This window comes from Microcella alkaliphila, assembly GCF_002355395.1.
GTDB classification, from domain to species: Bacteria; Actinomycetota; Actinomycetes; order Actinomycetales; family Microbacteriaceae; genus Microcella; species Microcella alkaliphila_A.
The window spans coordinates 1,282,941-1,308,095 of record NZ_AP017315.1 but is presented as its reverse complement, the minus strand read 5'-3'; the positions used below and the strand labels follow the sequence as shown (position 1 = coordinate 1,308,095).

The 25,155-nt window shown below is 68.9% G+C and carries 25 protein-coding genes; 4 read left to right on the top strand and 21 right to left on the bottom strand.

What is annotated here, in order from left to right:
• The first annotated feature begins 21 nt into the window (after positions 1 to 21).
• Positions 22 to 531 carry a flavin reductase family protein gene (locus tag CPY97_RS06410; RefSeq protein ID WP_173826868.1) on the top strand — a complete coding sequence of 170 codons (510 nt, stop codon included), beginning with the start codon at positions 22 to 24 and terminating at the stop codon, positions 529 to 531.
• On the opposite strand, the gene dnaE is transcribed toward CPY97_RS06410, so the two are convergent.
• Complete coding sequence (gene dnaE, locus CPY97_RS06405; RefSeq protein WP_096421281.1) at positions 528 to 4,037, bottom strand: DNA polymerase III subunit alpha; 3,510 nt, start codon at positions 4,035 to 4,037, stop codon at positions 528 to 530. The two genes, CPY97_RS06410 and dnaE, sit on opposite strands and share 4 nt — an antisense overlap.
• 173 nt (positions 4,038 to 4,210) lie before the next feature.
• On the opposite strand from dnaE, the gene CPY97_RS13445 reads away from it, so the two are divergent.
• Together CPY97_RS13445 and CPY97_RS06400 are read left to right on the top strand one after the other, a co-directional pair.
• Entirely contained in the window at positions 4,211 to 4,360 is a 150-nt protein-coding gene (locus tag CPY97_RS13445) for a hypothetical protein (protein ID WP_161494091.1), read from the top strand.
• A gap of 3 nt (positions 4,361 to 4,363) precedes the next feature.
• The gene (locus CPY97_RS06400; protein WP_096421280.1) at positions 4,364 to 4,675 is read left to right on the top strand and encodes a hypothetical protein; all 312 of its coding nucleotides are present in this window, start codon (positions 4,364 to 4,366) and stop codon (positions 4,673 to 4,675) included.
• A 9-nt stretch (positions 4,676 to 4,684) separates the two neighbouring features.
• On the opposite strand, the gene CPY97_RS06395 is transcribed toward CPY97_RS06400, so the two are convergent.
• From CPY97_RS06395 to CPY97_RS06305, 19 genes are all read right to left on the bottom strand, one after another.
• On the bottom strand, positions 4,685 to 5,590 hold the full coding sequence (locus CPY97_RS06395) for an RluA family pseudouridine synthase (RefSeq protein ID WP_096421279.1): 906 nt from the start codon (positions 5,588 to 5,590) through the stop codon (positions 4,685 to 4,687).
• Positions 5,591 to 5,642: 52 nt separating this feature from the next.
• A complete protein-coding gene (locus CPY97_RS06390; protein ID WP_096421278.1) occupies positions 5,643 to 6,554 on the bottom strand; it encodes a DivIVA domain-containing protein in 912 nt (303 codons plus the stop codon).
• Between the two features lie 125 nt (positions 6,555 to 6,679).
• Complete coding sequence (locus CPY97_RS06385; RefSeq protein ID WP_096421277.1) at positions 6,680 to 6,973, bottom strand: YggT family protein; 294 nt, start codon at positions 6,971 to 6,973, stop codon at positions 6,680 to 6,682.
• A gap of 35 nt (positions 6,974 to 7,008) precedes the next feature.
• Positions 7,009 to 7,491, bottom strand: coding sequence for a cell division protein SepF (locus CPY97_RS06380; RefSeq protein ID WP_096421276.1), 483 nt, complete (start codon positions 7,489 to 7,491; stop codon positions 7,009 to 7,011).
• A 33-nt stretch (positions 7,492 to 7,524) separates the two neighbouring features.
• Positions 7,525 to 8,205, bottom strand: a complete 681-nt coding sequence (locus CPY97_RS06375) for a YggS family pyridoxal phosphate-dependent enzyme (protein WP_269457845.1) — start codon at positions 8,203 to 8,205, stop codon at positions 7,525 to 7,527.
• A gap of 5 nt (positions 8,206 to 8,210) precedes the next feature.
• Positions 8,211 to 9,362: a cell division protein FtsZ gene (gene ftsZ, locus CPY97_RS06370; protein WP_096421275.1), complete on the bottom strand. Its 1,152-nt coding sequence runs from the start codon at positions 9,360 to 9,362 to the stop codon at positions 8,211 to 8,213.
• A 118-nt stretch (positions 9,363 to 9,480) separates the two neighbouring features.
• Positions 9,481 to 10,350, bottom strand: a complete 870-nt coding sequence (locus CPY97_RS06365) for an FtsQ-type POTRA domain-containing protein (protein ID WP_096421274.1) — start codon at positions 10,348 to 10,350, stop codon at positions 9,481 to 9,483.
• A 74-nt stretch (positions 10,351 to 10,424) separates the two neighbouring features.
• Positions 10,425 to 11,849 carry a UDP-N-acetylmuramate--L-alanine ligase gene (gene murC / locus CPY97_RS06360; protein WP_096421273.1) on the bottom strand — a complete coding sequence of 475 codons (1,425 nt, stop codon included), beginning with the start codon at positions 11,847 to 11,849 and terminating at the stop codon, positions 10,425 to 10,427.
• A 6-nt stretch (positions 11,850 to 11,855) separates the two neighbouring features.
• Positions 11,856 to 12,941: a UDP-N-acetylglucosamine--N-acetylmuramyl-(pentapeptide) pyrophosphoryl-undecaprenol N-acetylglucosamine transferase gene (locus CPY97_RS06355; RefSeq protein ID WP_096421272.1), complete on the bottom strand. Its 1,086-nt coding sequence runs from the start codon at positions 12,939 to 12,941 to the stop codon at positions 11,856 to 11,858.
• Complete coding sequence (ftsW, locus tag CPY97_RS06350; RefSeq protein WP_096421271.1) at positions 12,938 to 14,143, bottom strand: putative lipid II flippase FtsW; 1,206 nt, start codon at positions 14,141 to 14,143, stop codon at positions 12,938 to 12,940. The genes CPY97_RS06355 and ftsW overlap by 4 nt, the downstream gene beginning before the upstream one ends.
• Positions 14,106 to 15,632 carry a UDP-N-acetylmuramoyl-L-alanine--D-glutamate ligase gene (gene murD / locus CPY97_RS06345; RefSeq protein WP_096421270.1) on the bottom strand — a complete coding sequence of 509 codons (1,527 nt, stop codon included), beginning with the start codon at positions 15,630 to 15,632 and terminating at the stop codon, positions 14,106 to 14,108. The genes ftsW and murD overlap by 38 nt, the downstream gene beginning before the upstream one ends.
• A complete protein-coding gene (gene mraY, locus CPY97_RS06340; RefSeq protein ID WP_096421269.1) occupies positions 15,632 to 16,729 on the bottom strand; it encodes a phospho-N-acetylmuramoyl-pentapeptide-transferase in 1,098 nt (365 codons plus the stop codon). Before mraY ends, murD begins: the two co-directional genes overlap by 1 nt.
• Complete coding sequence (locus CPY97_RS06335; RefSeq protein WP_150129212.1) at positions 16,726 to 17,376, bottom strand: hypothetical protein; 651 nt, start codon at positions 17,374 to 17,376, stop codon at positions 16,726 to 16,728. The genes mraY and CPY97_RS06335 overlap by 4 nt, the downstream gene beginning before the upstream one ends.
• Positions 17,373 to 18,917 carry a Mur ligase family protein gene (locus CPY97_RS06330; protein ID WP_096421267.1) on the bottom strand — a complete coding sequence of 515 codons (1,545 nt, stop codon included), beginning with the start codon at positions 18,915 to 18,917 and terminating at the stop codon, positions 17,373 to 17,375. The genes CPY97_RS06335 and CPY97_RS06330 overlap by 4 nt, the downstream gene beginning before the upstream one ends.
• Before the next feature lie 28 nt (positions 18,918 to 18,945).
• Positions 18,946 to 20,715 (bottom strand): peptidoglycan D,D-transpeptidase FtsI family protein, encoded by a 1,770-nt coding sequence (locus CPY97_RS06325; RefSeq protein WP_096421266.1) that lies wholly within the window; start codon positions 20,713 to 20,715, stop codon positions 18,946 to 18,948.
• Positions 20,716 to 20,760: 45 nt separating this feature from the next.
• The gene (locus CPY97_RS06320) at positions 20,761 to 21,360 is read right to left on the bottom strand and encodes a hypothetical protein (protein WP_096421265.1); all 600 of its coding nucleotides are present in this window, start codon (positions 21,358 to 21,360) and stop codon (positions 20,761 to 20,763) included.
• Positions 21,357 to 22,307 carry a 16S rRNA (cytosine(1402)-N(4))-methyltransferase RsmH gene (rsmH, locus tag CPY97_RS06315; protein WP_096421264.1) on the bottom strand — a complete coding sequence of 317 codons (951 nt, stop codon included), beginning with the start codon at positions 22,305 to 22,307 and terminating at the stop codon, positions 21,357 to 21,359. Before rsmH ends, CPY97_RS06320 begins: the two co-directional genes overlap by 4 nt.
• A 103-nt stretch (positions 22,308 to 22,410) precedes the next feature.
• A complete protein-coding gene (mraZ, locus tag CPY97_RS06310) occupies positions 22,411 to 22,842 on the bottom strand; it encodes a division/cell wall cluster transcriptional repressor MraZ (protein ID WP_096421263.1) in 432 nt (143 codons plus the stop codon).
• Between the two features lie 248 nt (positions 22,843 to 23,090).
• The gene (locus CPY97_RS06305; protein WP_096421262.1) at positions 23,091 to 23,462 is read right to left on the bottom strand and encodes a DUF3040 domain-containing protein; all 372 of its coding nucleotides are present in this window, start codon (positions 23,460 to 23,462) and stop codon (positions 23,091 to 23,093) included.
• An 86-nt stretch (positions 23,463 to 23,548) separates the two neighbouring features.
• Here CPY97_RS06305 and CPY97_RS06300 point away from each other — a divergent pair, with 86 nt between their 5' ends.
• Positions 23,549 to 24,670, top strand: a complete 1,122-nt coding sequence (locus tag CPY97_RS06300) for a polyprenyl synthetase family protein (RefSeq protein ID WP_096421261.1) — start codon at positions 23,549 to 23,551, stop codon at positions 24,668 to 24,670.
• Positions 24,671 to 24,679: 9 nt separating this feature from the next.
• Here CPY97_RS06300 and CPY97_RS06295 read toward each other — a convergent pair whose 3' ends face one another.
• Positions 24,680 to 25,018, bottom strand: a complete 339-nt coding sequence (locus CPY97_RS06295) for an Rv2175c family DNA-binding protein (protein WP_096421260.1) — start codon at positions 25,016 to 25,018, stop codon at positions 24,680 to 24,682.
• Positions 25,019 to 25,155 lie beyond the last annotated feature (137 nt).

The window sequence follows — 25,155 nt, the reverse complement described above, 5'->3', positions numbered from 1 at the left end:
GCAATACGGTTGACTGACGACGTGACCACTCCCCAAGCTCCCGATGCATCCGGCTTCGACGCGTTCGCGCAAGCGTTTCGACGCCACGCGGCGGGGGTGGCGATCATCACCGCCGTGACCCCGGAGGGTCGCCCGGTCGGATTCACCGCCACGTCTCTCGCCTCCCTCGCCGCGACCCCGCCGCTCGCAACCTTCAACATGGCGCGGACGGCAAGCAGTTGGCCCGCGATTGAGCAGACGGAGTACGTCGCGATTCACATCCTCGGCGAGCGGCAGTTCGGTGTGGCGCAGATCCTGGCCGGTGACAACGCCAAGCGATTCGACGGCGACCACTGGGAGCCAGGGCCGCACGGGTTGCCGATCATTCGCGACGTGCCCGCGTGGATGGTTGGACGGATCGTCGCCCGCACGCCCGTTGCCGACAACGCCATGATTGCCGTGCAGATCACCGAGGGCGCACTCGGAGCCCCCGACGAGCCGCTGACCTACCACGAGCGCGCGTACCGCGCCCTCGGCGCTCCGCTGCGTTAGGCGAGCGCGCGCGGGCCGAGCAGGCTCTTTACCTCGCCGAAGAATCCGGCGGTCGTGTCGATGCGGTGGGGCAGCTCGAAGACGCGCGCGGTGTCGTCGCGCACGAGGCGCAGCCTCACCTCGGTGTCGCCGCGGTGACGATTCAGCACGGCATCGAGCTCGGCGACGACGTCGACGGTCGCGCGCTGTTCCCGCACCGACAGCACGATCGGACCGGAATCGGTGCTCACCCCGAAGTCGGGCGTGCGCAGCAAGTTGGCCTGCAGCGTGATGCCGTCGTCGCGGTGGTTGACGCGACCCGTGACGACCACGATGGTGTCGGCAACGAGACCCTGGGCGAACTCTTGGTACGACTTGCCGAGGAACATGACGGTGAGCTCCCCGCCGAAGTCTTCCAGCGTGATCATCCCGTAGGGGTTGCCTGACTGTCGGGCGACGCGGTGCTGGACGCTCGTGATCAGCCCCGCGACAGTGACCTTCTCGCCGTCGTCGGGAGGGTTGTCGTTGAGCTCCGCGATGCCGACGCCGGCGTGCTTGGCCAACGCGCTCTCGAGTCCCGCGAGCGGATGGTCGGAGACGTACAGGCCGAGCATCTCGCGCTCGAAGGCCAGCTTGTCTTTCTTCGCCCACTCCGGCCGTGCCGGGACGGTGGCGGCCGTCGCCTCCCCCTCGTCGAACAGGCTGTCGAAGTCGAAGCCGATGTCGCCCTTGTCTTCCGCCCGCTTCTCTTTGACGGCCGCCTCGACCGCCCCCTCGTGGATCTCCATCAGGGCGCGGCGCGTGTCGCCGAGGGAGTCGAACGCACCAGCCTTGATGAGCGACTCGATCGCGCGCTTGTTCGCAACCGGCGTCGGCACCTTCTTCAGAAAGTCGTGGAAGCCCGTGAAGCGGCCCTTCTCGTCGCGAGCCTGACGGATGCCCTCGACGACGTTGTGGCCGACGTTGCGCACGGCGCCGAGCCCGAAACGGATGTCGTCGCCGACGGCGGCGAAGTACTCGATGGACTCGTTGACGTCGGGCGGCAGAACGGTGATGCCCATGCGGCGGCACTCGTTCAGGTACACCGCCATCTTGTCTTTCGAGTCGCCGACGCTCGTCAGTAGGGCAGCCATGTACTCGGCCGGGTAGTGCGCCTTCAGGTAGGCGGTCCAGTAGGACACGACACCGTAGGCGGCCGAGTGCGCCTTGTTGAACGCGTAGTCCGAGAAGGGCAGGAGGATGTCCCACAACGTCTTCGTCGCCTCGGGCGAGTAGCCGTTCGCGGCCATGCCCGCCTGGAAGCCCTCGTACTGCTTGTCGAGCTCGGACTTCTTCTTCTTGCCCATGGCGCGGCGCAACAGGTCGGCTTGGGCGAGTGTGTAGCCGGCGAGCTTCTGGGCGATCGCCATCACCTGCTCTTGGTAGACGATGAGGCCGTAGGTCGTGCCGAGCACCTCTTCGAGCGGCTCGGCCAGCTCGGGATGGATGGGCGTGATCGGCTGACGGCCGTTCTTGCGCAGTGCGTAGTTGGTGTGGCTGTCGGCACCCATCGGCCCCGGACGGTACAGCGCGAGCACGGCGGAGATGTCTTCGAAGTTGTCGGGCTTCATCATGCGCAAGAGCGAGCGCATGGGGCCGCCATCGAGCTGGAAGACCCCGAGTGTGTCGCCGCGGGCCAACAGTTCATACGCGGCGGGGTCATCGAGTGTCAGGTCTTCGAGAACCAGCTCGGTGCCCCGGTTCGCGCGGATGTTGTCGAGCGCGTCATCGATGATGGTGAGGTTACGCAGCCCCAGGAAGTCCATCTTGATCAGCCCAAGCGATTCGCACGCGGGGTAGTCGAACTGCGTGACGATCTGGCCGTCCTGCTCGCGCTTCATGATCGGGATGATGTCGATGAGCGGCTCGCTCGACATGATGACGCCGGCCGCGTGCACGCCCCACTGGCGCTTCAGATTCTCGAGCCCGAGCGCCGTGTCGAAGACGCGCCGGGCATCCGGATCGGTGTCGATCACCGCGCGGAAGTCGTTCGCCTCCTTGTAGCGCGGGTGGTCCTTGTCGTACATGCCCGACAGGGGCATGTCTTTGCCCATAACGGACGGCGGCATCGCCTTCGTGAGCTTCTCCCCCATGCCGAAGGGGAAGCCGAGCACGCGAGACGAGTCCTTCAGCGCCTGCTTGGCCTTGATCGTGCCGTAGGTGACGATCTGGGCGACGCGCTCGTCGCCGTACTTCTCGGTGACGTAGCGGATCACCTCGCCGCGGCGACGGTCGTCGAAGTCGACGTCGAAGTCGGGCATCGAGACGCGGTCGGGGTTGAGGAAGCGCTCGAAGATGAGTCCGTGCTCGAGGGGGTCGAGATCGGTGATGCGCATGGCGTAGGCGGCCATCGAGCCGGCACCGGAACCGCGGCCGGGGCCCACGCGAATGCCGTTGTCTTTCGACCAGTTGATGAAGTCGGCGACGACGAGGAAGTACCCCGAGAAGCCCATCTGGGTGATGACGCCGATCTCATACTCGGCCTGAGCCTTCACCCGGTCACTGATGCCGTTCGGGTACCGGCGTTCCAGCCCGGCCCAGACCTCCTTGATGAACCAGCTGTCCTCCGTCTCGCCCTCGGGGACGGGGAAGCGCGGCATGTAGTTGGCGTTGGTGTCGAACTGGGTATCGACGCGCTCGGCGATGAGCAGAGTGTTGTCACATGCTTCAGGGTGATCGCGGAACAGCTCGCGCATCTCGCGGGCCGACTTGAGGTAGAACTCGTCGGCGTCGAACTTGAAGCGGTTCGGGTCGTCGAGGGTCGAGCCCGACTGCACGCACAGGAGCGCCGCGTGCGAGCTGGCGTCGCCGGGGTGCGTGTAGTGCAGGTCGTTGGTGGCAACGAGCGGCAGGTCCAGCTCTTTCGCGAGGCGAATCAGGTCACTCATGATGCGGCGCTCGATGCCGAGGCCGTGGTCCATGATCTCGGCGAAGTAGTTCTCTTTGCCGAAGATGTCGCGAAACTCGGCTGCGGCTTCGACCGCCTTGTCGTACTGGCCGAGCCGCAGGCGCGTCTGCACCTCGCCGCTCGGGCATCCGGTCGTCGCGATCACGCCCTCGCTGTAGCGGCTGAGTAGTTCGCGGTCCATGCGGGGCTTGAAGTAGTAGCCCTCGATGGAGGCGAGCGACGACATTCGGAAGAGGTTGTGCAGGCCCGTCGTCGACTGCGCAACCATCGTGATGTGCGTGTAAGCGCCGGCACCCGACACGTCGTCTTCGCCGCCGCCGCCCCACTTCACGCGGGTCTTGTCGGTGCGGTGCGTGCCGGGCGTGAGGTAGGCCTCTGTGCCGATGATGGGCTTGATGCCGGCCTCGGTGGCGGTGCGCCAAAAGTCGAAGGCGCCGAACATGTTGCCGTGGTCGGTGACCGCGATGGCGGGCATGCCCTGGGCCACCGCCTCCTCGATCAACGGCTTGACGCGCGCTGCCCCGTCGAGCATGGAGTACTCGCTGTGCACATGCAGGTGAACGAACGAGTCGGCGCTCATGAAACCTCCGTCGACGGCTTGGGGACCCCCAGTCTAGGTCGCGGTCGCCGTCCCTCCGGCGGCGCGCTCGCGTGTCTGTCGTGGCGCCCTGAGTTCGCAACTGAGCACCATCGTCCGCGCCGTAGGATCACCACACGTCGTCGCCACGCATCACTCTGGGACGCCTCCCTGACGTGCCAATCGACACACTGCTCGCCCGCGTCAATGAACCGCGCAACGCGCGACACATGCCGCTCACCGGCGAGCCATTCACGGCCGACAGTGCTCGGGCCTGGGCGGCCGCGAAAGACGCCCCATGGTCGACGAACGGCTATGGGCCGTAGGCAGTGTGGGTCGACGGCGACTTCGTCGGCTGGGGTGGATTCCAGCTCGAAGAGACAGGAGCGGATTTCGGCCTCGTCCTCGACCCCGCTCACTGGGGTACGGGTCTCGCCGTCGCCACTCATATGCTCAACGCCGGTGTGTACGTCCTTGGGCTGACCGTGATCAGCATCGCGTTGCCGCTCAGTCGGTCTGATCCCACTCGGGCAATCGCCCGCCTCGGATTTCGTCCGGCCGGTTCCATCGAGCTGGACGGCGTTCGGTTTCGGCACTTCCGTCTGGACGCACGGGAGTGGCGGGTCATGCAGCGACGTTAACCCATCGCCTCAGGATGCGCGGAGCACGTCGAGCGCGTGCTGCAGGTCATCGGGGTACACCGACGCGAATTCGACGCGCTCGCCGCTTCCCGGATGGGTGATCGCGAGCCGCATCGCGTGCAGCCATTGGCGCGTGAGCCCGAGCTTTGCGCTCAGCGTCGGGTCGGCGCCGTACATCGCGTCGCCCACGCAGGGGTGCCGCTGGGCGGCCATGTGCACGCGGATCTGGTGCGTGCGCCCCGTCTCGAGGTGCACCTCCAGGAGCGTTGCGGCCGGGAACGCTTCGAGCGTGTCGTAGTGGGTGACCGAAGGCTTGCCACCCGCGACGACGGCGAACTTCCACGCCGAGCCGGGATGCCGGCCGATCGGGGCATCGATGGTGCCGGAGAACGGATCGGGGTGCCCCTGCACGACCGCGTGGTAGATCTTTCCGACCTCCCGGTCGTGGAACTGGCGTTTCAGCTCACGGTAGGCGTTCTCGGACTTCGCGACGACCATGAGCCCGCTCGTGCCGGCATCCAACCGGTGCACGATCCCCGCGCGCTCGGTCGGCCCCGACGTGGCGATGCGGAATCCTGCCCCCGCGAGCGCACCCAGCACCGTGGGGCCATCCCATCCGACGCTCGGGTGGGCGGCGACCCCGACCGGCTTGTCGATAACGACGAGTTCGTCATCATCGTGCACGATGCGCAGGTTCTCGACGGTGACCGGCTGGATGCTCGGCTCTTCTTTCGGCTGCCAGGTCACCTCGAGCCACTGGCCGGCCGACACCCGGTCGGACTTGCCGACGGTGCGTCCATCGAGGCTGACCCCTGACGCGTCGGCGATCTCGGCGGCCAGCGTGCGGGAGAAACCCAGCAGCTTGGAGAGGGCGACGTCGACACGCTCGCCGGAACGGCCGTCGGGGACGGGCATCGACCGTGACTCGGTCACGATGACGCCCGTCCCCGACGGGATGCTGCGGTGCTCAGTTGCCGTAGCCCGGGTACTGCGGGTTCTGCTGACCCGGGTACACGGGAGCCGAGCCGGGCGCGGAGCCGGGCGCGGAGCCGGGCGCGGAGCCGGGCTGGCCGAACGCCGGGGCGGAGCCGGGCTGGCCGTAGGCGGGTGCCGAACCCGGAGCGGAGCCGTACGGCTGCTCGGCGGGCTGCTGGCCCCACGCGGGCTGATCGTCGTGGCCCGCGGGCTGCTGCTCGACCGACCCGGACGGCGTGCTGCCGCCCTGGGGCTGCGCCGAGCCGTCGAGGTCGGCCAACTGCGACTCGATGTACGAGCGCAGCTGCTGACGGTATTCACGCTCAAACGTGCGCAGCTGCTCGACCTGCTGCTCGAGGGTGGCCTTCTCGGCGGCGAGCGACTCGAGGACGGCGCGCTGCTGACCCTCGGCCTCGCTGACGAGGCGCTCGGCCTCGGCGCGGCTCTCGGAGAGAACGCGATCGGCTTCCGCCTGGCCCTCGGCGATCAGCTCGTCGCGCTTCGCCATGCCCTCGCGCACGTGCTCCTCGTGCAGACGGCGGGCAAGCTGCAGCAGGTTGGCCGTGTTGGTCGATTCGATGTCGGCCTGGCTCTGCGTCTCTTCTGCGGCGGGTGCTGCGGCCACGGGCGCGGCGAGCGTCTCGGGCGCGGCCGGCGCCGATGCGACGGCGGGAGCCGGGGCGGAAGCCGGCGCGGGAGCGGAGGCGGCGCTGCGCTGCGCCTCGGCGATGCGGGCGTCGGCCGCGACGAGTCGCTGGCGAAGCTCTTCGTTCTCTTGGTTCAGGCGACGCAGCTCGACCACGATCTCGTCGAGGAAGTCGTCGACCTCGTCCTGGTCGTAGCCTTCCCGGAACTTCGTGGACTGGAAACGCTTGTTGACGACGTCTTCGGGCGTCAGGGCCATGATCGTCACCTCGAACTTTCTGGAGCAATTGAATAACGGTGGGGTAACGCTAGCAACAGAGCGTCACACCCGTCACATCTGCGACATTCAGCGTACATCCGGCTGGGCGCCCGGTGAACAGTTTGTCAGGGGCGTACGAGATTCATCAGAATCCAGACGACGAACAAGACGATCATGAACGCCAAATCCAGCTGGATACTGCCGAGCCGCAGCGGCGGAACAACCTTGCGTACCGTGCGAATCGGCGGGTCGGTGATCGTGTAGCTGAGTTCAGCGACGACCACCATGGGACCGCGCGGGCGCCATCCGCGATTCAACACCTGCACCCAGTCGATGATGAACCGCGCCCACAGCGCGATGAAGACGATCAGGAGCGCGAAGTAGAGAACGCTGAGAACGATCGTGACAAGCAGTTGCACGTCTCTAGTGTCTCAGGTGTCGCTGAGAAGCGGTGTCAGTCGCGGGCGACGAATGACGCGTCGACGTCGCTGTCAGGCTCGGCCGACTCGCCGCTGACCGCCACGTGCGCGGGCGACAGCAGGAACACTTTCGCCGTGACGCGCTCGATCTTCCCGTACAGGCCCTGCGAGAGTCCGCTCGCGAAGTCGACCAGTCGACGCGCCTCCGACTCGGTCATCTGCGTCAGGTTGATGATGACGGGGATGCCCTCGCGGAAGCTCTCGGCAATGACCGCGGCGTCTTTGTAGTGACGGGGGTGGACGGTGAGGATTTCGTTCATGTCGGGGGTTGCCGCGGCGGGACGCGACGAGGCGGCACGGCGCAGCGGGGTCACGGGCGCCTTTTGGGGCGCGCTGGCGGTCGGAGCGGCGGCGGGCGAGGCGGGCGCCGGCGCCGGGGTCATCGGGGCGTCCTCGTAGCGCGCCTCTTCGTCGGCGAGGCCGAGGTACACCATGGTCTTGCGCAGCGGGTTGCTCATGACTGATCCTTCGTCGTCCGTGTGTTCACGAGGTTAGGGGGCGAGCGGCCGTTTGCCGGTGATTGCGGTGCCGATGCGAAGGTGTGTCGCGCCCTCGGCGATCGCGTCCGGGAAGTCGCCGGACATCCCTGCAGAAATCGCTCGGGCATCCGGAGCGATGCGGCGCACCCGCTCGGACAGCAGCCGCAACCGCGCGAACGCCGCGCGCGGAACCTCATCGATCGGGGCGACGGCCATAACGCCCGCGAGTCGCAGCGTCGGACGCTCGAGCACGCTCTCGGCCAGCGCTTCCAGCGCGTCGGGCGCCACACCGCCCCGGGCGGGATCGTCGGTGAGGTTCACCTCGAGGAACACCTCGCACGGCGTGTCAGCCTTCGCCAACGCGGAGACCAGCGACGAGCGGTCGACCGAGTGAATGATGCGGGAGTACCCGAGCACGGCGCGCGCCTTGTTCGACTGCAGCTGCCCGACGAAGTGCCACGTCAGAGGCTCGTCGGCGAGCTCCGCGGCCTTCGGGGCCGCATCCTGGTGCCGGTTCTCGCCGACGTGATGGATGCCGAGGCGAACGAGCTGGCGAATGAGCGACGCGGGGTGGAACTTGGTGACGGCGATCACCGTGACGTCATCGGGGCGACGGTCCGCATCGCGACACGCATCGGCGACGCGACCCATCACGTTCTCGACGCGCCGCGCCAGCTCCCCCGGCGTGTCCACGGTGACTAACGCAGGAATTCGGGCACGTCGAGATCGTCGTCGACCTCGACGGCGGCCGCGTCGAGCGGATCGATCGGGGCCGTGGCGCCGAGCGGATCGCCCGGGGTCCACGTCTCGCCGGTCTCATCCATTCCGGCCTGCGGGGCCTCCGACTCGCTCCCCTCGGCCGCCAGGAAGCTGGAGCGCCGATCGGTGCGAATCGCCTGGGGCTCACCGCCGTCGAACCCGGCGGCGATGACGGTCACGCGCACCTCGTCGCCGAGCGTGTCGTCGATCACGGCGCCGAAAATGATATTGGCCTCGGGATGCACGGCCTCTTGCACGAGGCGGGCCGCGTCGTTGATCTCGAAGATTCCGAGGTTCGATCCACCCTGGATCGACAGCAGCACGCCGTGTGCTCCGTCGATGCTCGCCTCGAGGAGCGGGCTCGCGACAGCGAGTTCGGCGGCCTTGATCGCCCGGTCGGCTCCCCTGCTCGACCCGATGCCCATGAGGGCGCTCCCCGCGCCCTGCATGACGCTCTTGACGTCGGCGAAGTCGAGGTTGATGAGGCCGGGAGTCGTGATGAGGTCGGTGATGCCCTGCACACCGGCGAGCAACACCTGGTCGGCGGTCGCGAAGGCCTCGAGCATGCTGATGCCGCGGTCGCTGATCTCGAGCAGCCGATCGTTCGGCACGACGATCAGGGTGTCGACCTCGTTCTTCAGCGAGCCGACGCCGTCTTCGGCCTGCGCCTGCCGGCGCTTTCCCTCGAAGGAGAACGGCTTTGTCACGACACCGATCGTGAGGGCGCCGATCGACTTGGCGATGCGGGCCACGACGGGCGCGCCGCCGGTTCCGGTGCCGCCGCCCTCGCCCGCGGTGACGAAGACCATGTCAGCGCCCGCGAGCGCTTCCTCGATCTCCTCCGCGTGGTCTTCGGCGGCCCGGCGCCCGACCTCGGGGTCGGCCCCGGCGCCGAGGCCTCGGGTGAGTTCGCGACCGACGTCGAGTTTGACGTCGGCGTCGCTCATGAGCAACGCCTGCGCATCCGTGTTGATGGCGATGAATTCGACCCCGCGCAATCCGAGTTCGATCATGCGGTTGACGGCGTTGACGCCGCCGCCGCCGATGCCAACCACTTTGATGACGGCGAGGTAGTTCTGGTTCGTGGTCACGTCGGCCTCCGTTTAACCTTCAACCTCTACCTGAGGTGTAAGGTATTCTCAACTGCTGATCACCACGAACGGTACGACCGTTGCCCCCTCCGGCGGCTCAGGCTGCGCGCGTGTCGTGTCATCCGTTCGCGTCGCGCACGACGAGGCTGTCGGGCGCCGACACGTCATACACCCACCGCGTGCCCTGATCGGTCGCCGCCATCGCGGCATCGAGCACGCGCGCTTTCTGCGCCGAGCGCTCCGCATCGCCCCACATCACCACGTGGCCGCTCCCGCGCAACTCGAATGTCACGTCGTCCCGCGTCGTCGCTGTCACCGTCTCGACCCGGGCCGCGACCTCCCGGGGGATGCTGATCAGCACGTCAGCGACGGATGCGAACGCCCGCTCCCCCGCCTCCCCACTCGCCAGCTCGATGAGCGGCAGCCCCTCAGGGACAGCATCGACCGTCTCGACAACGACCCCGGCCGCATCCACCAGCTCGAGACCGGCCGGCGCCTCCACGGCGCCGATCGGAGCGCGCTCGACGATACGGACGATGAGGGTGTTGGGCGGCACGATCTCGGTCGAGTATGACCGGATCAGTGCGAACTGCGCCAAGTCGTCCCCGATCGCAGAGTCGGCGACAAAGGCAAGCGGCGTGCCGAGGTGCTCGTCGAGTGCTGCGGTGACCTCGGCGGCATCGAGCCGCTGCGTACCGGTGACGTCGATTGTTGTCAGAGACATGAGCGGGCTGAAGGTGACCGCGATGACCCCGGCGAGCAGGGCGCTGAACGAGGTGACGATGCCGATGACCACGGCACGCCGGCGGCGCGAGTGGCGGGTGAAGCGCCGCACCTCGCCGCGCTCGGCGCGACGCCGGTCGCGGCCGGCCTGCCGTTCCAGTGCTCGAGCCTCGCGGCGGGCTCGGGCAGCGGAGCGCCGGAGCTCGCGCGCGCTGGGCTCCGACGGTCTCGGCGCCTGGCGGGTCGCCTCCGGCGTGTCAGCCACCGGCGGAGCGGAACTCGGGCGAGCGGGGGGTCGCCCGGGTGGCGGTGGAGGACCAGCGATGCCCTCGGGTCGTTTCACGGCCGTATCCGGCCATCCAGCGCATCCCGCAGCTGCGGGATGATGCGGTACACGTCACCGCAACTGAGAGTCATGACGATGTCGCCGGGCTCGGCGATCTCGGCGACGCGGCGGGCGGCGTCGTCCCAGTCGGGGCAGTACGACACGTGCGCGTCGTCGTCGAACGCGTCGGCGACGAGCGCTCCGGTCACACCGGGGATCGGGTCTTCGCGCGCGCCGTACACGTCGAGCACCACCGTGTGGTCGGCAGCGAGCTCGTAGACGGCGGCGAACTCGCTCGCCATGGCCTGCGTGCGGCTGTACAGGTGAGGCTGGTGCACCGCGATGACACGCCCCGCGCCCACCACACTGCGTGCGGTCTGCAGAGCCGCGGCGACCTCGGCCGGGTGGTGAGCATAGTCGTCGTAGAGGCGCACGCCGTCCGCCTCACCGTGGCTCTCGAAGCGGCGCTGCGTGCCGGCGAACCCGTCCAGGGCGGCGACGGCAGCGGCGAGCGGCACATCGAGCACGCTCAGGAGGGCAACCACGCCCGTAGCGTTCACAGCGTTGTGGCGGCCCGGCACCGCGAGGCGACCGGACGCGGAGATGCCGCCCCGCTCGACCGTGAAGCTGACCGGGCCCTCCGCGCCGATCTCCGTCAGACGCACGTCAGCGTCGGCCGCTTCGCCGAAGGTAACCACCCGCGGGCCGGGGTGTCCGGAGGCACGGTCAGCGTGCATCCGGCCAGCGAGGCGGCGGGTGGCCTCATCATCGGCGGACAGCACGACCGTGTCCCGCACCCGGGAGGCGAAGCGAAAGAACGCGTCCTCGAGACCAGCGGCACTGCCGTAGTGGTCGAGGTGATCGGAGTCGATGTTGGTGATGAGCGCGATCGCCGTGTCGTAGAGCAGGAACGAACCGTCTGACTCGTCGGCCTCGATCACGAACAGCTCGCCTTCGCCCCAGGCCGACGAGGTGCCCGCCGACTGGATGACCGCTCCGTTCACGAAGGACGGATCGTGGCCGAGGTGCCGCAGAGCTTCGACGGCCATGCCGGTCGACGTCGACTTGCCGTGCGCGCCCGCGACCGCGACGAGCCGCTCGCCACGCACCAGCCACGCGAGCGCGTTTGCGCGGTGTAAAACGGGGATACCCCGCTCGAGTGCCGCCACATACTCGGGGTTGTCTTGCCACAGTGCCCCGGTGACGACGAGTGCCTCGGCACCGTCGATGTGGGCAGCGTCATGCCCGATCGCGACCGGGATCCCCTCGCGACGCAGGGCCTCGACCGTCGGCGACTCGGCGCGGTCGCTGCCGGTCACTCGATGGCCACGAGCGTGCATCATGCGGGCGATGCCGCTCATGCCGCTGCCGCCGATGCCGACGAAGTGCAGGGAACCGAGTTCTTCGGGCAGAACGAGGTCGAGGTCAGGTGCGATCATCGGCCATCACCCTACGCGCTTTGCCGCGACAGCTTCGCGTGCGAGGCCCACGAGCGCGAGGGCGGCGTCGGGGCGCGCGACCGTGGCCGCTGCGGCCGTCATGCGGGCGATCTCGGCACGCCCGACCAGCAGCGGGATGAGGGTATTCGTGACCCACTCGGGCGTGAAGGCTGCGTCATCGACGAGGATCGCCGCGCCCACCTCGATGAGCTCGGCGGCATTCAACTTCTGCTCGCCGTTGCCGACCGGATACGGCACGAGCACGGAGGCGAGTCCCACCGCCGCGAGCTCCGTCACGGTCGCGGCCCCCGAGCGGCACACCACGAGGTCGGCAGCCGCGAGCGCGAGGTGCATGTCGTCGCAGTACTCGATCACGCGGTAGCCCTCGAGCCCGGGGTCGGTGCCTCCGCGGCCCGTGCCGGTGATGTGCAACACCTGCCAGCCAGCGCCGAGCAGCGGCACGATCGATGCGGACACCGTCTCGTTCAGACGCTTGGCGCCCGTCGAGCCTCCCGTCACGAGCAGCACGGGACGGCCCGCATCGAGTCCGAACGTCGCGAGAGCGCGGGGGCGCTCAGCGCGCCGATCGAGTGTCACGATCTCCGCGCGCAGCGGCATACCGACGATCGTTGCCCGACGCAGCGGTGTTCCCGGAAAGGTCGTCGCAACCACTCCCCCGAGCCACGCCCCGAGCCTGTTCGCGATGCCGGGGCGGGCATTGGCCTCGTGCACGACGAAGGGGATGCGCTCCGCGCGGGCGGCGACATACGCAGGCGCAGCGGCGTACCCCCCGAATCCCACGACGACGTCGATCTCGCGCTCACGCAGGATCTGCCGCGTGCGGCGCACGGCATCGCGGAAGCGGGAGGGGAACCGCACGGCGGCTCCGTTCGGCCGCCGCGGAAAGGGTACGCGCGGGATCGTCAGCAACTCGTAGCCGCGGGCGGGTACGAGGCGCGCCTCGAGCCCCTCTGCCGTGCCGAGCACACTGATCGTCACCTCGGGATCGTCGGCGAGCCACGCGTCGGCGACGGCGAGCAACGGGTTGACGTGGCCGGCGGTACCTCCGCCGGCGAGCAGAACGGATGTCACCGTGCAGCCTCCGTGAGCGGTGCGTTGCGCGCGAGCGACAGGACGACACCCACGGCAAGCAGGGTGGCGACGAGCGAGGAGCCACCGGCTGAGATGAAGGGCAGCGGCACACCGAGGACGGGCAGCATGCCGAGCACCACCGCGATGTTGACGAACGACTGCACGACGAGCCACGTCATGATCGCTCCGATGGCGATGCGTCGGAAGGGGTCGGCCTGGGTGCGCACGAGGCGCACGAAGGCAATCGCGAGCGCGACGAAGACAGCGAGCACGACGAGCGCGCCGACGAGGCCGAGCTCCTCGCCGATGATGGCGAAGATGAAGTCGCTCTCGGCGTGCGGCAACCACGACCATTTGGCCGATGAGTTGCCAAGCCCGACGCCGAACAGGCCGCCGGAGCCAAGCGCCCACGTGCCGTGGACGACCTGCCAGCAGACGCCCTCGTAGTCTTCCGGCCGGCAGCCGTCGATCCACACCGTGATGCGGCTGGAGCGTGACGGGCTCGAGAACGCGAACGCGATGGCCGCGGCGGCGATGCCCGAGATGAGGACGACGAGCTTGCCGAGAGGCGCGCCGGCGAAGTACAGCGCGCCCAACACCATCGCGAGCATCACGCCCGCGGTGCCGAGATCGTCACCGATCAGCACCATGCCGATGCTGAAGAACGACAGCGGCAGAGCCGGGAAGATCACGTCGTGCCAGCTGCGCAGGCCATCGGCTTTGTCGGCGAGCACCGCCGCGAGCCACACCGCCAGCGCGAGCTTCAAGAACTCGGAGGGTTGCGCCGTGAAGCCGCCGATGTAGAGCCAGTTGCGGTTACCGCCGTATTCATACCCCAGGGGCGTGAAGACGACCAGGGCTTGCAGTCCCACCCCCAGGATGACGAAGTGCCGCGCCCAGCGTCGCCAGAAGATGGCGGGCAGTCGGCCGACCATCAGCATGACGGGAATGCCGACGAGAGCGAACAGGCCCTGGCGCAGGAAGATGCCGAAGAAGTCGCCGTTTCCACCGCTGCCCGAGATCACGAACGAGGCGGACAGCACCATGACGAGCCCGAACAGCACGAGGAAGATCGTCACGCCGAGCAGCAGGATCGCGTCGCCGTTGTCGGTGCCGAACAGCTTGCGCACGGCGACAACGGCCACGGGAGGCCGCCCGGCCGGCTCAGCGGGCGTCGGACGAGGGGGTCGGATGCTCGTCATCCGGTCCTCCCTCCGTGTGACGTCGGACCGCCTCGGCGAAGCGTCGTCCGCGGTCGGCATAGTCGGTGAACTGGTCCATGGATGCCGCGGCCGGGGCCAGCAGCACCGTGTCGCCCGCTTCGGCGACCTGGGCTGCGAGCCGGACGGCTTCCGGCATCACCCCGTCAGTCTCCCCGGCCGTCACCTCGAGCACCGTCAAGTGGGGGGCGTGTCGGGAGAACGCCTCCCGCAGCGCTGAGCGATCATCCCCGATGAGCACGGCCGCGCGCAGGCGATCAACGTGGGCAGCGACGAGGGGTGCCAGGTCGACGCCCTTCGCGAGCCCGCCGGCGATCCAGACGACCGAGCGGTAGGCGGCCAGCGCGGAGGCGGCGGCGTGCGCGTTCGTCGCCTTCGAGTCGTCGACCCAGACGATGTCGCCGGCCGCAGCGACGACTTCGGTGCGGTGCGCGTCGACGCGGAAGGCGCGCAGGCCGTCGCGCACGGCGGCTGGCTCGACCCCCGCCGCTCGGGCGAGGGCGGCTGCCGCGAGGGCGTTGGCCAGCCCGTGCGGGGTCTGCAGTCCCGCCTGCGCCAGGTCGGCGAGCGATGCCAATTCCAGGGCGCTCGTGTGCCGCTCGGCAAGGAACGCGCGGTCGACGAGCAGGTCGTCGACAACGCCGATGTCGCTCGGCCCCGGCGTGTCTGAGCCGAAGCCGATTGCGCGGCACCCTTCGATGACGTCGGCCTCCTCGACCATTCGCATGGTCGCCTCGTCGCGGCGGTTGTAGACGCAGGCGACGCGCGTGTTCTCGTACACCTTCGCCTTCGCGTCACGGTAGGCGCCTGCCGATCCGTGCCAGTCGTAGTGGTCTTCGGCGAGGTTCAAGCACGTGGTCGCGAGCGGCACGAGCGCGCCAGGCCCGGCGGTCGGCCCCCAGTGCAGCTGGAAGCTCGACAGCTCGACGACGAGTACGTCGAAGCCCGCGGGGTCGCGCACCGCATCAAGCACCGGCACCCCGATGTTGCCGCAGGGGGCCGCGCGCAGGCCTCCTTCACGGAGCATCGTCGCGGTGAGCTGCGTCGTCGTGGTCTTGCCGTTCGTGCCGGTGATGAGAATCCACTCGGCGGCGGGCTCCACCTTGTCGCGCACCCGCCACGCCAGCTCGATATCGCCCCAGATCGGGATGCCCGCATCCTGGATGGCGCGGATCAGCGGCTGATCGGGGCGGAAGCCGGGCGAGACGATCGCGAGCTCCGCGTCGAGGGCGAGCACGGCATCCCCGTCGCTCGCGTCGTCGCCAGTGAGTTCGACCAGGTCGACGCCGATGACCGGCAGGATGCGCGCCCGCTCGGCATCGGGCGTGCGCGCGGCGACCGTCACGCGGGCTCCGAGTTCGGCGAGGGTGTCGGCGGCGGCGAAGCCGGTGACGCCGAGGCCAAGCACGACGACACGTAACCCCTGCCAGTCGGCGCGCCAGCTCGTCAACTCGTCGAGCGGCGCGGCCATCAGGCGCTAATCCATTCGAGGTAGAACAGCCCCACGCCGACGGCGACGAAGAGGCCGCCGATGAGCCAGAACCGCACGACGACGGTGACCTCGGCCCAACCCTTCAGCTCGAAGTGGTGGTGTAGCGGGCTCATGAGGAAGATGCGTTTGCCGCCCGTGATCTTGAAGTAGGCGCGCTGCACGATCACCGATCCGGTGACGATGAGGAACAGGCCGCCCATCAGGATCAGCAGGAGCTGCGTGTGGGTGAGGATCGCGAGAGCGGCCAGCGCGCCGCCGATGGCGAGCGAGCCGGTGTCTCCCAAGAAGATCTGGGCGGGAGAGGTGTTCCACCAGAGGAACCCGATGAGACTCGCGGCGATCGCGGCGGCGACGATCGCGAGGTCGAGGGAGTCGCGCACGTCGTAGCACTTGAACGCGACAGCGGGGTCGAGCCCGGCGTTCGAGCACGATTGGTTGAACTGCCAGAACGCGATGATGATGTAGCCGACGATCGACAGGATCGAGGCGCCGGTGGCCAGCCCGTCGAGCCCATCGGCGACGTTGACCGCGTTCGACGTGCTGACGACGATGATGTTCACCCAGATGGCGAAGAGAATCATCGCGCCGATCGAGCCGAAGGTGGCGAAGTCGAGCCACGCGATGTCGCGCACGGCGGAGATCTGTGTCGACGCGGGGGTCAGGCCCTGCCGGTCGGGGAAGTTGATGGCGACGAGGGCGAAGGCGGTGGCGACGATGACCTGTCCGGCGATCTTCGCCCAGCCGCCCAGGCCGAGGCTGCGCTGGTTGCGCACCTTGGAGTAGTCGTCAATGAAGCCGACGACGGCGAGTCCCACGAAGATGCCCAGCACGAGTAGCCCACTCAGCGTGAACGGCTCACCGGCAACGAGGTGCCCGAAGACGTAGCCGAGGCCAGCGCCGAGCACGACGATGATGCCGCCCATCGTGGGTGTGCCGCGCTTCGTGTGGTGGGTCTGCGGCCCATCCTCGCGAATGAACTGACCCCACTCGATGCGCTTGAACAGGCGCACGAACAACGGGGTCGTCAACAGGGTGAAGGCGAGCGCGAATGCGCCGGAAAACAGTAGGGCGATCACGCGGCGGCTCCGATCAGCCGGTCGACGAGCGGGCCGAGGTCGGTGCGCCCTCCCCCGGTCACAAGCACGATGTCTCCGGCGCGAACTCTGTCACGAAGGCCAGCGTAGGCCTCATCGACCGTGTCGACGAGGAGCGACTCCCCATCCCACGACCCCTCGAGCCCCGCCGCGTTGTGCAGGTGACGCGCACCGTGGCCGATCACGACGAGCTGGGAGACGTCAAGACGCACCACGATGCGGCCGAGCGCGTCGTGCGCCTCAAACCAGTCGGCGGGTTCCGTGTCGAGCTCACCGACGACCGCGAAGGAGCGGGCGGACGTGCCGCGGGTGAGGCCCGCCAGCACCTGCAGTGAGCGGCGCACCTCGGCTGCCGTCACGGCATCACGATCGTCCAGGACGAGCAGCTCGCCGGGTGCGGCGATGCGCGCGCACCGACGAGGAACATCGCGGATGCTCGTGGCCGCGCCGAGCGCGTCGGCGAGCGTCGCGCCGGCGGCGAGGCGTGCATCCATCGCCTGAATGGCGGAATCGACGGCCGTCTCGCCGAGCGCGTCGATGAGCACCTCTGCACGCTTATCGCCGTGGCGCACGTGCACGAGGGTGCCGGCGCGCGACACGATGATGTCGTCGACCATCAGCGCCATCACGCCCACCCCGCCTCGCGAAGAGCGGCACGGGCCTCATCGCGCGCCGAGTACGGGGTGCGCACGCCCTCGATGTCGCGGTAGTCCTGATGCCCGGGGCCAGCCCACAGGATCGAGTCGCCCTCGCGCGCGAGGTTCACGGCGACCCGGATGGCTTGCTCGGGCGGGCTCACCTCGTGGATTTCGTCCGGCTGGTTCTCGGCGAGGGCCGCGCCCTCCAGGAGCGTCGCGCGAATCGACGCGGGGTCTTCGAAGCGCGGGTGGTGGTCGGTGATGACGAGAACGTCGCAGCCCTCTGCGGCGACCCGCGCCATCTCGTGGCGCTTGGTCGCGTCGCGGTCGCCGTCGGCGCCGAACACCATGATGGTGCGACCCGTCGTGAGCCGCCGAACGGCCGCGAGGGTGTTCTCAAACGCGTCGGCGCTGTGGCCGAAGTCGACGTAGACGGTCGGCCCACGGTCGCCCGACACGCGCTCGGTGCGGCCGGGCAGGTAGGCGTCCACGCCGGTCGCGAGCACCTCGCTGAGGCGCGCGAAGTCGTGCCCGCCCTCGAGCAGCATGACGATGACGAGGCCGGCGTTCGCCGCCATGTGGCGACCAATGATCGGGATGCTCGTGGCGAGCATCCGCCCGTCATTCGCCGTGAGGGTGAAGGTCGTGTACTGCGGTGTCTCCTCGGTGACGATGACACGCCAGTCGGCCTCGATGTCGTCGCGTGAGGTGATCGTCACGGTCGGGATGCTGGCCGATGCGACGACCCGCTCGCCCCAGGGCGAGTCGAGGCAGACCACGGCCCGCTTCGCCCGGTCGGGCTGGAAAAGCGGCAGCTTCGCCGCGAAGTACTCCTCCATGTCGGCGTAGTCGTCGAGGTGGTCGTGGCTGAGATTTGTGAAGCCGGCGACGTCGTGCACGATGCCGTCGACACGGTGGCGGCTGAGGGCCTGCGCGCTGACCTCCACGGCGACCGAGGTGACGCCTGCCTCGCGCATGCGGGCGAGCAGCGCGTGCATTTCGGTCGCCTCGGGGGTCGTCAGGCGGCTCACGACGGTCAGCTCACCGATCTGACGCTCGGCCGTGGAGGTGAGCCCGGCCGTCTCGCCGAGCTGCGTCAGCATGCCCTTCATGAGGTACACGCTCGACGTCTTTCCGTTAGTGCCGGTGATGCCGTAGAGCACGGCCGGGTTGTCGGCGGTCTCGTACACCCAGGCGCTCAGCTCACCGAGGCGGCTGCGAGGATGCTCGACCACGAGAACGGGAACGCTCGCGTCGCCGACGAGGGCGGCGCCCTCGTCGTCGGTGAGGACGGCGACGGCGCCCTGGGCGATCACGTCGGCCGCGAACTCGGCGCCGTGTCGGTGCTGCCCGCGCACCCCCACGTACAGGTCGCCGGCGTGCAGGTCGCTGGTCGACAGCGTGATGCCCGTGACGGACACCCCGGCGAGCTCGCCGCGGACCTCGATGCCCGACACGTCGCGCGCGAGCGCGTCGAGCGGTCGGGGGCGAGGATGCTCGGGGCGCAGTACCGGCGGAATGCGACCTGACACGCGCGACCTCTTCTTTCGACTTCTGTGCCTACCAGGTGGTGGGTAGGCGGGGCGGGGGCTGCGTGCTCGGCGCCACCCGGAAGGTCTTGAGCACCTGCGTCATGATCTGCTGGAACGGGGGCGCCGCGGCCGCGGCGACCTTCATCGTATCGGGCTTGCCGAGCGTGACGATGACGACGAATTCGGGGTTCTCGGCCGGTGCGAGACCGGCGACCGACACGATGCGCTCGCTCGTGTAGACGCCGTTGACGGGCACCTCGGCAGTGCCGGTTTTAGCGGCAACCCGGTACCCGGGAACGGTGAGCTGCGGGCCGACGAACCCCTCGGTGACGACCGACTCGAGGATCTGCACCGTCTGGTTCGCCGCCTGCTGCGAGATCACCCGCGTGCCCTCCGTCTCGGGCAGGTGCGTCACCTCGTCCTCGCGCTGGCATCCGGTAACCAGGGTGAGCGGCTGCAGGACGCCGCCGTTCGCGATGGCCTGATAGGCCTGCGCCATCTGCGCGCTCGTCACCGAGATGGACTGGCCGAACAGCTGCATATAAGCGCCGTGTCCGTCGATCGAGTCAGCCGGGCGCACGATGCCCGACTCTTCGCCGAGGAAGGAGACCGCGGTCGGAGCGCCGAAACCGAAGCTGCGGAAGTACTGCTCGCGCTGCGCAAAGGTCAGTCGCTCACCGAGCAGAGACGTGCCGACGTTTGACGAGTTCATCAAGATGCCCGCAGTGGTGAGATTCAGGCCGTCGTGAGCCCACGCATCCCGAATCTGCCAGCCGTTGATCGTGTCGTAGCGCGCGGGCACTCCGATGCGCTCGCCCGGCGTGGTCACGCCCGAATCCAACATGGCGGCGATCGAGATCGACTTCATGGTCGAACCGGGCTCGTATGGCCACGAGAAGATGCGCGAACCCAGATTGTCGGGGTGGGTGGAGTTGACGTCGTTAGGGTCGACCGTCGGCCAGTCCGCGGCGGCGATGATGTGCCCGTCGCGGACACTGACGACCATGGCGGTGGCCCAGTCGGCACCGACGGCGCGTGCCTGTTCCTCCAGCTTCTGCTGGGAGAACCACTGCAGGTCGGAGTCGATCGTGGTGTGCAGGGTTCCGCCGTCGATCGGCTCCTGGTGCACGACGGTGCTGCCGGGCAGGCGCACGCCGTCGGCGCCGCGTTCGAAGGTCGACGAGCCATCGACTGCCGACAGGCACTCGTCGAGGCGCAGCTCGAGCCCCGTCTGCGGGCCGTCGGTGCCGAGGAAGCCGACGAGGTTACCCGCCACCTGCCCGTTCGGGTACGTGCGCGAGGCGATGCGCTCGGAGTAGACCCACGGCACGCGCAGGTCGCGCACCTGCTGGAAGACGTCGGTCGGCACGCGGCGAACCAGGTAGGCGTGGTCGCTGTTGGGATTCGCCTCAAGCGCCGTCTCGATGCGCTCGAGCAGATCGAGCGGGTCGGTATCGGTCAGCTCGGCGATGGAGGTCAGCGCATCCCACACGCTGTGCTTCTCACGCTCCCCCGTCTCGCTATTGACCAGGGTGTAGTCGCCGACGAATCGGGGCGAGACCGTGATGTCGTAGCGGTACACCGAGTCGGCAAGGGCCACGCCGTTGCGGTCGACGATGTCGCCGCGAAGGCCCTGCAGGGTCTGAGGAATCGACCGGCGCGCCTCGGCCTCCGTTGCCAGGTCGGCAGCACGCACGACCTGGATGTCGACGAGGCGAACGACGAACGCCGAGACGATGATCACCATGACGAGCACGGTCGCGGCGACCCGGCGACGTGTGCGGCGATCCGAGGTCACGGGGCTCCTTCCGAGCGTGGGGTCAGTGGCGAATGAACGACGGGGTCACTGGGTGATCGGGGCGGGAAGGGGTTCGGGCCCGGCGGGCTCCTCGGCGGAGGCTAGTGGTCCCGGCGACGACGGCGTCGGAGCCACGCCCAACGCCTCCCCCGCCGCCGCCGGGACCACGAGCGGCACGTCGACGAGCAGCACATTGCCGACCGTGCTGGCGCGCCCGTCGAGGACTCCCGACTGGGCGCTTGCGGCGACTGGGGTACCCAGTACGGCCGCATCCGCCAACCGAAGGTAGGCGGAGGATGAGTTGACGACCATGCCGAGCGACTCGGCTTGAGCGGCGAGGTTCTGCGGTGATTCGAGGCGCGCAAGATTCTCGGAGAGCACCTGCGAGCTGCGACTGAGTTCGACAAGCTGCCCTTCGGCCGCCGTGATGCGGTAGGCGCCTTCGGAGAGCTGGATGCTCAGCATCAGTTGCGCGAGCAGGATCGCGAAGACACCGCTCACGGCGATCGTGGCGGCGAGAGCGCGGGGTCGCTGCTGGCGCTGCTCGCGGCTCGGGGTGACCTCGACAGGGCGAAGACGACGGCGCGGTTCGGGAGCTTTGGCCGGCGCGGCGGGAGCGCCGAGCGGCTGCGCGAGCGCGCTCACGCGACGTCTCGCAGTCGTTCGGCCGCGCGCAGGCGCACGGGGATCGCCCGCGGGTTGCGGGCACGCTCAGCGTCATCGGCCTGTTCGGCGCCGCGTACGAGCAGGCGCAACTCGGGAGCGTGTTCGGGCAGTTCGACGGGGAGACCGGCCGGCGCCGTCGAGCGGCTGCGCGCCGCGAGCTCGCGCTTCACGATGCGGTCTTCCAGCGACTGGTAGGCGAGCACGACGATGCGTCCGCCGACGGCGAGCGCGTCGATCGCGGCAGGCAGGGCGGCCTCGAGGGCGGCGAGCTCAGCGTTGACCTCGATGCGCAACGCCTGGTAGACGCGCTTTGCGGGGTGTCCCGGGCGGCGGGCCGCCTGGGGGGTCGCGTCGGCGATGATGCGGTTCAGCTGCTCGCTGCGCTCAATGGGCGCCTCCGTGCGGCGCTCAACGATGCGGCGCGCATAGCGGGCCGCGAGCTGCTCCTCGCCGTAGCGGTGGAAGATGCGTCGGAGGTCGGCCTCCGCGTAGCTCGCGAGGACGTCGGCGGCGGTGACGCCCGTCGTGCGGTCCATGCGCATGTCGAGCGGAGCATCCTGGGCGTACGCAAAGCCGCGCTCGGCCTCGTCCAACTGCATGGACGAGACGCCGAGGTCGAACAGGACCCCCTGCACGCGGTCGATCTCGAGCTCGTCGAGCGCCTCACGGACCCGGTCGTAGACCGTGTGGACGGGACGGAATCGGTCGCCGAAGGGGGCGAGACGCTCGCTCGCGAGCCGGAGCGCGTCGGAGTCTCGGTCGAGGCCGACGACCGTCAGTTCGGGAAACCGCGTCAGCGCCGCCTCGGTGTGGCCGCCGAGACCGAGGGTGGCGTCGATGAGGACGGCGCCCGGCGACTCGATGGCGGGGGCAAGCAGGTCGAGGCAGCGCTCGAGCAGGACGGGGATGTGGCGGTCGGCAGTCATAAGCAGAATCGGCCGAGCGCGGGGCCCTGATCCCCATCCGTGCGACCTGGCACCGGGGAAGGTGCGCCAGGGCGGGTCACGGCTGGGAGTCGGAGCCACGCGATCAGAAGAGGCCGGGGATCACCTCCTCCTCCATCGACGAGAACGTCTCCTCCTGGGCGGCGTAGTACGCCTCCCAGGCAGGGGTCGACCAGATTTCGGCTCGGTCACCAGCGCCGATCACGGTGAGGTCGCGGTCGAGTTCCGCGTACTGGCGCAGTGCCGGCGGAATCGTCACGCGGAACTGCTTGTCGGGCTCTTCGGCGCTGGCCCCCGACAGGAACATGCGGACGTAATCGCGGGCGACCTTGCTCGTGAGCGGCGCCGTGGTGATGAGCTGCACCTTCTGCTGGAACACCTCGGGGGTGAACACGTAGATGCAGCGCTCCTGGCCGCGGGCGAGAACGAGTCCGTCGGCGAGGGAGCCGCGGAACTTCGCCGGGAGGATCAGCCGGCCCTTGTCGTCGAGTTTGGGGGTGTGCGTGCCAAGGAACATGCGTCGCCCCCTTTCCTCTCCGGCCCGAGATCGGGAATTTCCTCCACATTACTCCACTTACCTCCACTTGGAAGGGTTTCGCTCCACTTTATTCCCCCAGAACCCCCTGTGACCCCCGGACTGGGGGTGAGCTGCCCGCGGGCCGTTGGCTGCTCCGTGGGCCCTGCGGGCGCGCGGGCGCGCAAAAAACCGGGGCCGACCATGCGGTCGACCCCGGTGCGAAGAAACTGGGGAGGGAAGTGGAGCGGCTAGCGCTCGCCCTCCTGGCGGCGCTCCCAGCGCTCGTTCATGCGGTCGGTCCAGGAGGACCGGTTCGTGCGAGCAGCGGCGGGTGCCTCGGGTGCGGCGGACGACGCCGACCCCTTGGCGGGCGTGAGCGCGAGCAGCACTCCGCCGAACATGACCGCGAAGCCGAGCACACCCACCAACGGGATGCTGGTCACGACGCCCGTAATGAGCACGCCGATGCCGACGACGGCAAGCAGAGCACCCACGGTGACGAGCGTGTAGTTGGGCTTGCCTCGGCGACCGGAGACCGCCGACACGAAATCGGCGTCGTTGCGGTAGAGGTTGCGCTCCATCTCTTCGAGAAGGCGCTGCTCCTGCTCTGACAGCGGCATGGTGACCCCTTGGCTTGGTGATGCGGGGCGCGAGGGTTCTCGCGGTGCACTCATTCTAGGACCGGCCACCTGGATAGGCTAGGCGGGTGGCTGAGAGATTGCGCCTAGTTGACCTGGTCCACGCTCGACTCGGCCGGTTCCTCGACGACCGCCAGGCGCACCTCGACTCGGTCGCCGACGAACTTGGAGTCTTCGTCGACGCCGGCCGCGATCTCCTGGCCGGCGGGAAGCGGTTCCGCGCGTTGTTCGCCTACTGGGGCTGGCAGGCGGTGGCGGGAGCCTCGAAGCCGGACGACCTTCTCGCGACGCTGGACGAGCATCCCGACATCGACGCGATCATCGACGTCGCGGCAGCCCTCGAGATCTTCCAGGGCGCGGCGCTCGTGCACGACGACATCATGGACAACTCCGACACCCGCCGCGGCAAGCCGGCCGCGCACCGCCGATTCGAGTCCATGCACCGCGAACGCGAATGGGCGGGAAGCGCGAGCGTGTATGGCATGTCGGGCGCGCTCTTGCTCGGCGACCTTCTGCTCGGCTGGAGCGACGAATTGCTCGACGATGGCCTCGCACAGCTGGGCGACCGCCGAGCCGCACGCGCGGCGCGCGACGAGTTCCGCACCATGCGCACCGAAGTCATGCTCGGGCAGTACCTCGACATCTACGAGGAGGTCGCCTGGCGCGAGGCCGACGAGCGCGAACAGCTCCCCCGCGCCCACCGCGTCGTGACGTACAAGTCGGCGAAGTACTCCATCGAGGCGCCTCTCGCGCTCGGCGCGCTTATGGCCGGGGGCACCGAGGAGCAGGTGTCGGCCCTGCGCGCCTTCGGCCTCCCGCTCGGCGTGGCCTTCCAGTTGCGTGACGACCTGCTGGGCGTCTTCGGTGACCCGGAGGTCACCGGCAAGCCCGCGGGCGACGACCTGCGCGAGGGCAAGCGCACCGTGATCATCGCGCTTGCGCGGGCGGGCCTGCCGGTCGGCCCGCGTGCCCTCATCGACGAGCTTCTCGGCGACCCCGAGCTGACCCCCCACCAGGTGGCCACCCTGCAGGCGACGATTCGGGATAGTGGAGCCGTCGAGACCGTCGAGTCGATCATCGCCCGCTCGGTCGCGGAGGCGGTCGCGGCGCTTGAGGACGCGCCCATCAGCCGCGCAGCGACGCGCGAACTCATCGGGCTCGCCGACACGGTCACCCGCCGGCAGAGCTAGAGAACGCCGCTAGAACGCTTCGGCCTGCGCGATGCGCCGCACTTCAGCCTTGCGGCCCGCGCGGAGGGCTCCGGTCGGCGAGCCGTCGAGCTGATCGTGCGGGGCGAGCATCCATTCCATGGCCTCGTCGTCGCTGAATCCGGCGTCGGCCAAGAGCGTCAACGTGCCCGGCAGGCCGTGAACGGGCTCACCATCGAGGAGGAACTCTTCCGGCACGACGACGACGCCGTCTCGTCGGACGGCGAGCAGGTGCCGCTCCTCGAGGAGTCGGTGAATCTTGCCGGGGCTGAGGCCCAGGATGTCGACCAGATCGGGAACGGTTAGCCAGCGGGACGATTCGACGCTCACCCCTTCAGACTGCCACGCTCACCGTCGATGCGCGACGCGTCGTGAATGTTACGGGCGTGTTACAGATAGTCCCATCTTCCCCAACAGTTGACAGCAGTTGTACTGTGTAACAAGCGGGAGGGGGATTTCCGCTCGTC